Source organism: Chamaesiphon sp. GL140_3_metabinner_50, assembly GCF_025361915.1.
Classification (GTDB): Bacteria; Cyanobacteriota; Cyanobacteriia; order Cyanobacteriales; family Chamaesiphonaceae; genus Chamaesiphon.
This window is the reverse complement of sequence record NZ_JANYJC010000294.1, coordinates 1-11,144: the sequence shown is the minus strand read 5'-3', so window position 1 is coordinate 11,144 and position 11,144 is coordinate 1. Positions and strand designations below refer to the sequence as shown.

The following is an 11,144-nucleotide window of genomic DNA, read 5'->3' as shown; positions in this document are numbered from 1 at the left end:
AATCTGACTTTGCAATTATCACAGATGAAACGCAAGACTTATTTGCAGAAATTACCCCAATTCAACCCAGCAATCTGCTATCACTCATACTCAAAGATCAAATTCCGTTAGCTAGTGCGATTAATACCGAGAAAGCACGATCGGAACTAGTCATTATGCCAATTCTCATGGAAGTTCGACGATCGCTTAACAACCAAATTTCGATCTTCTCTGGCAGCAGCTTTGAAGTCGATCCCAGTCAAGGTTTAGATGGACGTTGTGATTTTATTTTGAGTCGATCGCCAGAACAGTATTATATTGCTAGCCCTGTGCTGACGATCGTCGAAGCCAAAAATGAAAGTATTCCTAGTGGATTAGGACAATGTATCGCTACGATGTTTGCCGCCCGTTTATTCAATCAAAAAGAAGGCAATCCAACCGAGACTTTATATGGTGCAGTTACCACTGGAACGGATTGGAAGTTTTTAAAACTACAAGGAAAAGTTGCCTTTATCGATTCTAATGATTACTATATCAAAGAAATCGACAAAATCTTAGCAATTTTATCTAGCAACGCAACTTAGATAAAGAATGGACATCGATCTCTCTGAATTTAAAAGATGAAACAACAATTTAAAACTTTTGATTATATTGAAGATGCTTATAAAATCCTTCAAGATTTAAACGCATCGCCTCATTTGATTCAGCATGTAAAATTAGTTGCTGAAGCAGCCGAAATCTTAATTTTACAATTTCAACAAATTAATCTTTCCTTCGATCCAGAATGGGTTAGGCTAGGCGTTGCTTTTCATGATATTGGTAAAACATTATATCCAATCGAACTAATCGAGCGCGGAAATAAGCATGAATCAGCAGGCGAACAGTTGTTACTCAATCGGGGAATAGATCCAAAAATTGCTCGGTGTTGTCGCTCTCATGGACAATGGGATCGAATAGAATGTAGCTTTGAAGAATTAGTTATCGCGCTGGCAGATTGCTTATGGAAAGGAAAGCGCAATGTCGAACTCGAACATCTCACTATCTCCAAAGCAGCCCAAATATTGCGCCAGGATTACTGGGATGTATTTGTTAAACTAGACGATCGATTTGAGGAAATCGCACGCGGCGGAGATCTAAGATTGTCGAGATCGAGACTCTAGTAAAAATAGAATATGTAACCTGAACTGGGAACTCAATTGAAAGATTTACAAACTTGAAAGGTGGCACTGATAATGACGATGATTCAACTACAAGAAAAACTGATAACTAATAGTTGGACAAAAACTGATTGGGATATATATATAAGTACGATCGAATCTCCCGAATACGAACAACATCAAGGCTATTATTATGATGGCTACATGAGGATTGAGGATATGCCAACAGGTGCCGACCATGCTAGTGACAATGGGCTTATTTATTTAGCTGTCACACTATTCTGTATGGCAAAAGGAATTTCGGTTCAAGGTTTGATAAATTGTAGCTATCGGAAAGTTGAAGTTAGAGAGTGTCAACCAGATATCTCCTTCTATATTGGCGACATAGCTCACTTAGCACCTAAAGGTAAATCAGTCGTTAATTTAAACGAACAAGCTATTCCCAACCTAGTTGTAGAAATTTCCAACACTACTATTAATGACGATCTCGGTGCGAAACGTTTCTTATACGAAGAGATGGGCGTTGCAGAATATTGGATCGTAGATGTCCAAAATACTCTAATTTATGCGTTTGAAATAATCGATCGAGGTAGCCGCAGAATCGATACTTCTTTAGTATTGCCAGAACTATCGATCGCGACTATCACCGAAGCATTAAATCGGAGTAAAGAAACAGACCAAGCTCAAGTCGGGCAATGGTTGATGAGTCAATTTCAGGGATAATAACTAAGCTAAACATCAGGAAAGAACAGTGTCACAACGTCAAAATATCTCCACCGGATCGAAATGGGAACCAATCTTGGGTTACTCCCGCGCCGTCAAAATCGGTAATACCATCCACGTCGCTGGCACTACAGCATCAAATACCGCAGGCGAATTAGTCGGCATCGGCGATGTATATGCCCAAACTAAACAAATCATCCTCAACATCGAATCCGCCCTCCAACAAGCCGGAGCCAGCCTCTCAGATGTCGTTCGTACTCGCATCTACTGTACCAATATCGATGAGTGGGAACTGATTGGCAAAGCCCACGGCGAATTCTTCAGCGAAATCCGCCCCGCGATGGCATTGGTAGAAGTCAGCCGTCTGATCGCTCCCGATATTTTAGTGGAAATCGAAGCTGAGGCGATCGTGCAAGATTAGTTATCAGCGCAGATCTACCCACCCCGTCGCTACGCGCCACCCCTCCCAGGAGGGGACTTTAAAGCCACGGTGCCCCACTAGTTCTACTAAATACTAGAACGAAGCCAAACCCTCTCCACGTCTTACCTTCTTTACAAATCCCCTCCAAGGAGGGGTGCCCAAAGGGCGGGGTGGGTAGATCTCCGCCGCAAGCCAACAACCTACAATAACCACATGAATTCCCAAATCTCGACTATCTCCGGTACCGCTATCCCCCTCACTGGCAACGACATCGATACCGATCGCATTATCCCCGCCCGATTCCTCCGCTGCGTCACCTTCGACGGCTTGGGTGCTAGTGTATTTGAAGACGATCGCATTCAACTCAAAGGCGAACACCCTTTTGATTTACCCCAGTTTCAAGGTGCAAACATTTTAGTTGTAAATAGTAACTTCGGCTGCGGTTCTAGTCGCGAACACGCACCTCAAGCTTTAGCTAAATGGGGGATTAAATTAGTTATTGGGGAAAGCTTCTCGGAAATCTTTTTCGGTAACTGCGTGGCGATGGGTATCCCATGCCTTACCGCCGATGCTGCCACTACCACTCGTCTGCAAGAGATTTTGCGGGGCAACCCCAACACCTCAGTTACCGTCGATCTGAACGCCCTACAGGTACAGTGTGGTGACTTTTCTGCGCCAGTCTCGATCGGCGAAGGCTCCCGCCAGCAATTAACTAATGGGACATGGGATGCCTGCGGACAATTAGTCGCCAATCTCAGCCAAACCAAAGTCACCGCAGCAAAGTTACCTTACGTTGCTTGGTGAACGGTATAGAGCTGTAGGTTGGGTTGAAGCTCAAGCGAAACCCAACATCCACACATTCAATTGACGGGTTCGTTGGGTCTCGTGCCTATTCCCTATTCCCTATCCCCTAAGTAGGTAATTGCCAGCGTTCCGACTCGACATGAGCGATCGCAAATGAGTTACCACAGCCGCAAACGGTTGTGGCGAGAGGGTTTTCAAATCGAAAGCCCCCGCCCATAAGATCTTCGGAATAATCTAGTTTCAGATGCTCTAAATATGCTAGCTGATGAAGATCGATCGACACCGGAATGCCATTCACGTTGTAAGGTAGATCGTTGTCATCGTCCTCGTTGGAGTTTACCAGATCGACCGTATAGTAAAAATCTTTGCAGCCACCACGAGCAAAACCGATCCGAAATCGACGATCGGTTTGGGCGCGTACTGTCTGCATTCTTTGGATCTCGGCAACTGCCGCTTCGCTAATTTCAATCATAATTAACTCGATCTCATCCTTTCAAAACCTTACTTACTCCCGCATTAGATCGGGTATTAATCTATAGTGGCGATCGTCGAAAAACTTCTAGCCGCTATTTCTGGCATAGTCATCTTCAAACCGGACGATATCATCTTCGCCTAAATACTCGCCATTTTGGACTTCGATAATTACCAAGGGGATGACACCAGGATTTTCCAGGCGATGCTTAGTACAGGCGGGAACGTAGGTAGATTGGTTGCTGTGGAGGATTTCTTCACGATCGTCGCAAGTTACCATTGCCGTACCACAGACAACGATCCAGTGTTCGCTCCGATGGTAATGCATTTGGAGACTGAGCCGATGTCCTGGTTTTACTTCAATTCGTTTAATTTTGTGTCCTCTGCCTTCTTCGAGGATGGTAAAAGAACCCCAAGGGCGTAATTCTGTTGCGGCAACAGTACTTGTCGGCATTGTTGGAGTAGGCGTGAGATTGGGTGTTTTAGTTTGAGTCATAAATTGGGAAGTAATGAGTCGAGCCTGGTATGTCTTGAAGTTTACCAGTCAGCCAATAACCACTCTATCAACATCGGTAGATCTTCGGAATCGTTAAATATACCGATAATGACACGCGAATAACTACACTTACATAATTACTTTACAAAGTACCATTATTGCCGCGATCGTACCATGTTTGTCACGATCGTTCTGTCTCTAGCGATCGAATGACTACATCTTAGCTAATCTCTAGTGCAGACTGTGAGATTTGGTATCATTTAGCTTCAATGGCAAACAGCAATTTTAAGGTGGTGTGGGTGAGAGAGTTATTAGGTGGGGAAATATTGGGTGCTGTTGCGCTGGGCTTGTTATTGTGTCAAGGATCGGCTAGTTTAATTTTGCTGTCGCGATTAATCAAGGGAGCGGTGCGTCGTCCGCCGTTGACACCACAAACCTCGATGCTCTGTCGATCTGGGAGTGTCAGCGTGGTGGTACCGACACTGAATGAGGTCGATCGAATTGCGCCGTGTTTGCTAGGATTGAGCCAGCAAGGCGAGGAAGTGCGGGAAATCACGATCGTCGATAGCAATTCTCAAGATGGGACGCGGGAGCTGGTTAAAGAGGCGGCTAAGGCTGACTCGCGCTTTAATTTAATGACTGACGATCCGTTACCTGCTGGTTGGGTGGGTCGTCCGTGGGCGTTACATTCTGGATTTTTAGGTAGTTCGGTTGAGAGTGAGTGGATTTTGGGTGTCGATGCCGATACTGAGCCTCAGCCGGGATTGGTGAATAGTTTAGTTGCGGCGGCGATCGAGGAGGGTTACGATTTGGTGTCATTATCACCACAGTTTATCCTCTCCGATTTGGGGGAGTGGTGGCTGCAACCTGCGCTGTTAATGACGTTGTTGTATCGGTTTGATTCGGCTGGGGTGAGGGGACAGTCGCCCGATTTGGTGATGGCAAACGGGCAATGTTTTTTGTGTCGGCGATCGGTATTATTACAATTGGGGGGTTATACTAGCGCGGCGAGTTCGTTTTGCGATGATGTAACTTTGGCGCGAAATGCTGCCCGACAAGGATATAAAGTAGGATTTTTGGATGGGGCGAAAGTAATTCGGGTGCGGATGTATGCGGGGATGGCGGAAACGTGGCGAGAATGGGGACGCTCTCTCGATCTCAAGGATGCGACGACACCGCCACAATTGTGGAGCGATTTGGCTTTATTATTACTAGTACAAGGTTTACCGATTCCCCTGACGATCGCGTTTTGGAGTTTAGGATCGTGGGAAAATTCGGTTTTAACTTTACAACTAGCGATCGGTCTGAATCTGTTTCTAGTCGCAATTCGGTTTGCTCTATTACTGGCAATTTATCCTTCTTATTATCGCCCAGGGTTTTCGGTGGCGGCGTTGGGATTTTGGTTATCGCCATTTGCCGATCCTGTTGCTGTTTTAAGAATCTTTCTATCGGCTTTCCAGCAGCCAAAACAGTGGCGGGGTAGAGTTTATTAATTTATTCGCTAATTGAGACTCGCCTGGATTTTTGAGGGATAGCTCTAAAAATATCGATCGAGCGCAACTTGCCATAAATTTAGTCGCACTCGATCGATAAAATTGTTCTAAATAAAATTATTCTGCTGGCTCGATCGTACTCCGCAAGCCATGACTTTTAAGAACATCGCAATAGTGTTCGGCATGTTCTTGATTGCAGACGATCACTAATGCCATTTCGTTTTTATGTGCTTCCATCATCACGCTAATTGCACTAGTTTCTGACATATTAGGAATCGTAGTTACCAACACCTGGACTACGTGTTCCATGCTATTAAAATCGTCATTGTGAAGCAGCACGCGGTAATTGGGCGCGAGCTTACGAGATGTCGAACGCTTCTCGATGGTTTCAACAGACACGTTTTCACTTCCTCTTTTACTAAAAATAGACAACTCTTTTTATTATGCCGCAACCAGAGTGAGATTTGCTAGCACTGAATGAAATCCCTAAAATAGTCACTATTGCGACATAATTTTCCCCACGGCTAATTTATCCCATGACTACCACCACACCGCTAATTTCAACTCAACCAATTCCCGGTCAATTTTGGCAGTGGCGAGGAGAGCAGATTTATTATGTTACAGCGGGAGAATCTAAAGCTAACCGTCCCCCATTACTACTAATTCATGGCTTTGGGGCATCGACAGATCATTGGCGTAAAAATATCTCCGAACTCAGCCAGGAGTTTCAGGTGTGGGCGATCGATCTGTTAGGTTTCGGACGAGCGGCAAAGCCAGCTTGGACGTATAGTGCCGATTTGTGGCGGACTCAGATTCATGATTTTATCACTGAAGTTATCGGTCAGCCTGTGGTAGTTGCGGGTAATTCGCTGGGTGGGTATACGGCTTTGTGTGTCGCCGCCGAGCATCCCGAATCTGTTGCTGGGACGATTTTAATCAATAGTGCGGGGCCTTTTACTAGTAGCACGCATCCCAAAGAGCCAAATATCTTTCAAAAAGCTGTCGGTCAGATTTTAACTGGCTTTTTACGTCACCCGATCGGGAATTCGTTACTTTACAAATTTGTGCAACGCAAATCGTTTATTCGTAATACGCTCAAAAAGGTCTATGTAGACCAAAGTGCAGTCACCGAGCAGCTAATTGATGAAATTTATCGTCCTTCATGCGATCGGGGTGCGCCGCAAGTATTCGCCTCGGTATTTACCAACCAGCAAGGTGAAAAGGTCGATGTGTTGTTGGGTACAATGCGCTGTCCGCTGCTGATGCTCTGGGGTGAGGGCGATCCGTGGATCGATGCCCGATCGCGTAATGAGAAGTTTCGGGAGTATTATCCGCAGTTACAGGCATATTATCTCGATGCTGGACACTGTCCCCACGATGAAATTCCGACTCAGGTAAATGCGATCGTGCATAATTGGGTGAAAGAATACTGTCGCGCTGTAGTTTAAAGTAACGCTAGAAACCCGACTTCTTCAAGAAGTCGGTTTCTGTCTCCACCTGCTCAATCTGCGAAGTCCAATATTTAGCCGTTTACAGTATGGATCGATCGTGACTATGAGGTGAGATTTCGATCGATCTAAATTATGAATGAGGATTGAGGGAATATTTTTAGTAGCCGTAAACACAGAATATTCAAAGTAAAATCGGTACCTTGCAGATCCATCATAAATCTGACTCGATCGATACACTTCTTAATACACTCACCTCTATCTCGTAATTTATGACTGACTCAACCAAAACACTCTGCCCCTATTGCGGTGTCGGCTGTGGGTTAGAAGCTTCACCTCCCGCCCAGCCTGGGAAATCAGTTCATCGGGATAGTAGTGGTGTGCCGATTTGGAAGGTAATGGGCGATCGATCGCACCCTTCGAGTCAGGGGATGGTGTGTGTAAAGGGGGCGACGATTAGTGAGTCGCTGTATAAGGATCGGTTGACATACCCAATGGTGCGGGATAGTCTCGACCAACCTTTTAAACGGGCGACGTGGGCAGAAGCCTATACTCGGATTGTCGATCGGATCGAGACAGTACTGGATACTCAAGGTGCCGATGGCATCTGCATGTATGGTTCGGGACAATTTCAGACCGAAGATTACTATACCGCCCAAAAACTTTTAAAAGGTTGTTTGGGGACGAATAATTTTGATGCCAATTCCAGACTGTGCATGTCTTCGGCGGTATCGGGTTACATTCAAAGTTTTGGTGCCGATGGCCCGCCCTGCTGCTACGATGACATCGAGAAGACCGATTTTGCCTTCCTAATTGGGACGAACACCGCCGAGTGTCACCCGATTATTTTCAATCGCCTGCGGAAATACCATAAGCAACACGATCGAGTCAAAATGGTGGTAGTCGATCCGCGTCGGACTGCTACCGCCGAAGCCGCAGATTTACATCTGGCAATTACCCCCGGTACCGATATCGACTTATTAAACGGGATTGGATATCTACTCCTGCGTGCGGGTAAAGCCGACCAACAATTTATCGAATCTTGCACCAGCAACTTCGCCGCTTTCGCTGAGGTGGTGCAGCAGTATACCCCCGAAATCGTCGCGGCTAAATGCGGCATTTCTCAAGCAGATCTCGAAAAAACTGCTAAATGGTGGGGTGCAGCTAATAATGTCCTCTCCTTCTGGTCGATGGGTGTCAACCAATCTAGCGAAGGTACCGCCAAAGTCCGCCATATTATTAACCTCCATCTGATGACCGGACAGATTGGTAGACCGGGCGCGGGGCCATTTTCCCTCACCGGACAACCCAATGCAATGGGCGGACGAGAAGCAGGCGGACTGGCGCATATCCTTCCTGGCTATCGCTTAGTCAAAAACCCCGCCCAACGTGCCGAAATCGAGCAGCTCTGGAATCTACCTGCCGGGAGAATCTCCCCCCACACGGGTAAAACTGCCTGGGAGATGATCACAGGCATGGAAACCGAATCGGTGGGCTTGCTGTGGGTTGTAGCCACCAATCCGGCGGTAAGTATGCCAGACATCGAGCGTACCAAAGCAGCTTTACTAAAATCGCCCTTTACCATCCATCAGGATGCCTACTATCCGACCGAAACCGCTCACTATGCCCACGTCCTACTGCCCGCATCCCAATGGAGCGAAAAAACGGGTGTCATGACCAATTCCGAGCGGACGGTAACCCTATGCCCCGCCTTTAGAAGTCCACCGGGCGAAGCCAAAGCCGATTGGGAAATATTCGCCGAAGTCGGTCGCCGACTGGGATTTAAAGAGCAATTTTGGTTTAATAACAGTGCCGATGTTTACGCCGAATTTACCAAACTCAGCCAAGGTCGCCCCTGCGATGTCACCGGATTGAGCCACCAATATCTCAAAGATAACGGCCCCACCCAATGGCCGCACCCGACGGGCTGCACGACTAAATACGGCAAACGGCTCTATACCGATCTTCAATTCCACCATCCCGACAAACGCGCCAAATTTGCCGCCTGCCACTCCAAAGGACTCGCCGAACCCCCCGACCCAGAATATCCGTTCGTCCTGACTACCGGGCGATTATACGGTCACTGGCACACCATGACCCGCACCGGACGCATCCCCAAAATTCAACAACTGCACCCCGCACCCTTTATCGAAATCCATCCCCGCGATGCGGCAAGATTACAGATCGAAAATGGGGAAATGGTCGAAATTCGATCGCGGCGCGGTACGGGCAGATTTCCCGCATTAGTCACCGCCGCCATCAATCGCGGTACCGTCTTCGTCCCGATGCACTGGGGCGCACTCTGGGCTAAAGATGCCGAGGCAAATCTATTTACACACGATGCCGCTTGCCCCGATTCATTACAGCCAGAACTCAAGGCTTGTGCAGTGCAATTAGTCCCGGTTAAATCGATCGTTTCTACTTCTTCGATTCCATTTGGGGTGCCGAATCAGGCATCGAGCAAACTGGGCGTTTATGGCTGATGCCGATCTGGTAATCTATGGCATAAACTTAGTCTTAATGTTTGAATGAGTTCGATCTTTAAGTGGATATGGAGTAGAGTTATGCCCGAACGGGAAACTCTACTCCATAACTTTTTTGGCAGTGCCAATCAATTCGATCTCTATCGATCGATAGAGATCTAAGCAACACAGTTGTCACCAAAAATATGTCTATCGATCGATGTATGTAGTAAATAAATTCTAGTACAAATAAGATGTGTGAGTTAAATCCAAATCTAGACCGATCTAAGTGTCGTTCGGTCGGTAACCCACCAGAGACCGAAATCGTTGGCGTTGGCGTAGCCTGCCGTAGGCACAGCCTCTCTGAAAGAGAATCGCATTTAAGAAATTATTTTAGGAATAGTAATGGAATCAAAATTAATTGCCACTCAGTCACCCAATTCACTGATACTCGATCGGCAAAGAATTGAAGACACTGCCGCAGATTCAAGTTTTGCGATGTTCAGCAGTATTGTGATTTTAATAGCAATGGCTGTCTCCACCTGTGCTTTTATTTCTAAAGAACGGCAAAAGTCTTACACTCAGAAGCCTTGCCAAAAGTCTCCCTGTAATAATTGTGAATATTTCGATGGCAATCACTATCTAAACTGTGCGATCCATCCGACTACAGTTAGAACTGAAGCTGCAATTGACTGTCTGGATTATTGTCCCAACAGTAAAACCAGAAGAGCTGAAGAATTAAAAAAAGTCTTGCCATTTGCCAGTAAATTTTTTCCAAACCGATCGAATTAACAACGGTAGAATCATGCATAATGTCGTAAGCGCAAAGCGTCTTCTCATGAAGAATCGCTAATTATTATGAAAGCCCAACAAAGTTCAAACCCAGCTCTGACGCGGCAATTAGTAACTTTACTTGCCATTATTGTCAGCATTATTGTTAATACCCTCTCAAATATTTTCCCACTCAACGGCACTAACATTGGCAAACTCTCTAATACCTTACTCGCTCCGGTACAAGTCACTCCAGCTAACTATGCTTTTGCGATTTGGGGTGTGGTATATCTGGGTTTAATTGCTTATGGTTTGTATCAATTTCAATCTACAGAGCGTTATAATCCCCGTTTAGAGCGGGGTGGTTATCTATTAACGATCGCGTGCATATTTCAATCTGTGTGGATTTATCTATTTTTAGCGCGACTATTTCCGTTATCGATCGTCGCAATGTTGGGGATTTTGTTATCGTTAATTGCCCTATATCAATGTCTAGGTATCGGCGGACAAAATATATCCAAATCAGAAAAATGGTTTTTACATATTCCCATCAGTATTTATCTCGGTTGGATTACAACTGCAACAGTTGTAAATATTGCTAGCACGCTCTATGTTGGTGAGTGGGACGGCTGGGGAATACCTTCGACAGTCTGGACTGTATTAATGATGGGTATTAGTGCGGCGATTGCCTTTTATGTTTATGTCGAACGTCAAGATCGTGCTTTCCTACTGGTAATTGTTTGGGCATTACTGGGTATTGCAATTAGACAGTTCGGTACGCCATTAATTGCGGTAGCTGGGGTAGTAATATCGATCGCATTGCTATTACTTTTAGCAAATGAATCTAGATTTTTAAGTAGATAACGTCAGTTCAGGATAAGAGGAATTGAGATGCTTCGCTCAAGCACCGCCCTGAACT

Annotated in this window: 13 protein-coding genes; 10 read left to right on the top strand and 3 right to left on the bottom strand. The window is 45.8% G+C overall.

The genetic code is table 11. The annotated features are described in order from the left end of the window. The 5 genes from Q0R35_RS14345 to leuD form a co-directional block, all read left to right on the top strand. A partial coding sequence (locus tag Q0R35_RS14345) for a hypothetical protein (RefSeq protein ID WP_295619565.1) occupies nt 1-563 on the top strand: 563 nt, incomplete at its 5' end. Nucleotides 564-599: 36 nt separating this feature from the next. Next, nucleotides 600-1,139: an HD domain-containing protein gene (locus Q0R35_RS14340; RefSeq protein ID WP_295619563.1), complete on the top strand. Its 540-nt coding sequence runs from the start codon at nt 600-602 to the stop codon at nt 1,137-1,139. 78 nt (nt 1,140-1,217) lie between these two features. Next, nucleotides 1,218-1,859, top strand: a complete 642-nt coding sequence (locus tag Q0R35_RS14335; RefSeq protein WP_366944898.1) for a Uma2 family endonuclease — start codon at nt 1,218-1,220, stop codon at nt 1,857-1,859. Nucleotides 1,860-1,887: 28 nt separating this feature from the next. Continuing rightward, nucleotides 1,888-2,280, top strand: coding sequence for a RidA family protein (locus Q0R35_RS14330; protein ID WP_295619557.1), 393 nt, complete (start codon nt 1,888-1,890; stop codon nt 2,278-2,280). 213 nt (nt 2,281-2,493) lie between these two features. Beyond that, complete coding sequence (gene leuD / locus Q0R35_RS14325; protein ID WP_295619554.1) at nt 2,494-3,084, top strand: 3-isopropylmalate dehydratase small subunit; 591 nt, start codon at nt 2,494-2,496, stop codon at nt 3,082-3,084. Between the two features lie 106 nt (nt 3,085-3,190). Here the strand turns inward: leuD and Q0R35_RS14320 are convergent, their stop codons facing one another. Next, nucleotides 3,191-3,556: an iron-sulfur cluster assembly accessory protein gene (locus Q0R35_RS14320; RefSeq protein WP_295619551.1), complete on the bottom strand. Its 366-nt coding sequence runs from the start codon at nt 3,554-3,556 to the stop codon at nt 3,191-3,193. Nucleotides 3,557-3,643: 87 nt separating this feature from the next. Next, the gene (locus Q0R35_RS14315; protein WP_366944897.1) at nt 3,644-4,051 is read right to left on the bottom strand and encodes a phosphomannose isomerase type II C-terminal cupin domain; all 408 of its coding nucleotides are present in this window, start codon (nt 4,049-4,051) and stop codon (nt 3,644-3,646) included. Between the two features lie 269 nt (nt 4,052-4,320). On the opposite strand from Q0R35_RS14315, the gene cruG reads away from it, so the two are divergent. Next, a complete protein-coding gene (gene cruG, locus Q0R35_RS14310; protein WP_295619548.1) occupies nt 4,321-5,544 on the top strand; it encodes a 2'-O-glycosyltransferase CruG in 1,224 nt (407 codons plus the stop codon). Nucleotides 5,545-5,661: 117 nt separating this feature from the next. On the opposite strand, the gene clpS is transcribed toward cruG, so the two are convergent. Beyond that, nucleotides 5,662-5,943 carry an ATP-dependent Clp protease adapter ClpS gene (gene clpS / locus Q0R35_RS14305; RefSeq protein ID WP_295619545.1) on the bottom strand — a complete coding sequence of 94 codons (282 nt, stop codon included), beginning with the start codon at nt 5,941-5,943 and terminating at the stop codon, nt 5,662-5,664. A gap of 137 nt (nt 5,944-6,080) precedes the next feature. On the opposite strand from clpS, the gene Q0R35_RS14300 reads away from it, so the two are divergent. From Q0R35_RS14300 to Q0R35_RS14285, 4 genes are all read left to right on the top strand, one after another. After that, the gene (locus tag Q0R35_RS14300; protein WP_295619543.1) at nt 6,081-6,992 is read left to right on the top strand and encodes an alpha/beta fold hydrolase; all 912 of its coding nucleotides are present in this window, start codon (nt 6,081-6,083) and stop codon (nt 6,990-6,992) included. Between the two features lie 272 nt (nt 6,993-7,264). Continuing rightward, nucleotides 7,265-9,475, top strand: a complete 2,211-nt coding sequence (locus Q0R35_RS14295; protein ID WP_295619541.1) for a molybdopterin oxidoreductase family protein — start codon at nt 7,265-7,267, stop codon at nt 9,473-9,475. A 384-nt stretch (nt 9,476-9,859) separates the two neighbouring features. Continuing rightward, complete coding sequence (locus tag Q0R35_RS14290) at nt 9,860-10,246, top strand: hypothetical protein (protein WP_295619538.1); 387 nt, start codon at nt 9,860-9,862, stop codon at nt 10,244-10,246. Between the two features lie 66 nt (nt 10,247-10,312). Further along, a complete protein-coding gene (locus Q0R35_RS14285; RefSeq protein WP_295619535.1) occupies nt 10,313-11,089 on the top strand; it encodes a tryptophan-rich sensory protein in 777 nt (258 codons plus the stop codon). The last annotated feature ends 55 nt before the right edge of the window (nt 11,090-11,144 follow it).

Bases quoted from the DNA above. Each gene is read 5' to 3' on its own strand.
- Q0R35_RS14340 (WP_295619563.1), top strand. From the start codon at position 600: ATGAAACAACAATTTAAAACTTTTGATTATATTGAAGATGCTTATAAA.
- Q0R35_RS14335 (WP_366944898.1), top strand. From the start codon at position 1,218: ATGATTCAACTACAAGAAAAACTGATAACTAATAGTTGGACAAAAACT.
- leuD (WP_295619554.1), top strand. From the start codon at position 2,494: ATGAATTCCCAAATCTCGACTATCTCCGGTACCGCTATCCCCCTCACT.
- Q0R35_RS14320 (WP_295619551.1), bottom strand. From the start codon at position 3,556: ATGATTGAAATTAGCGAAGCGGCAGTTGCCGAGATCCAAAGAATGCAG.
- Q0R35_RS14315 (WP_366944897.1), bottom strand. From the start codon at position 4,051: ATGACTCAAACTAAAACACCCAATCTCACGCCTACTCCAACAATGCCG.
- cruG (WP_295619548.1), top strand. From the start codon at position 4,321: ATGGCAAACAGCAATTTTAAGGTGGTGTGGGTGAGAGAGTTATTAGGT.
- Q0R35_RS14300 (WP_295619543.1), top strand. From the start codon at position 6,081: ATGACTACCACCACACCGCTAATTTCAACTCAACCAATTCCCGGTCAA.
- Q0R35_RS14295 (WP_295619541.1), top strand. From the start codon at position 7,265: ATGACTGACTCAACCAAAACACTCTGCCCCTATTGCGGTGTCGGCTGT.
- Q0R35_RS14290 (WP_295619538.1), top strand. From the start codon at position 9,860: ATGGAATCAAAATTAATTGCCACTCAGTCACCCAATTCACTGATACTC.
- Q0R35_RS14285 (WP_295619535.1), top strand. From the start codon at position 10,313: ATGAAAGCCCAACAAAGTTCAAACCCAGCTCTGACGCGGCAATTAGTA.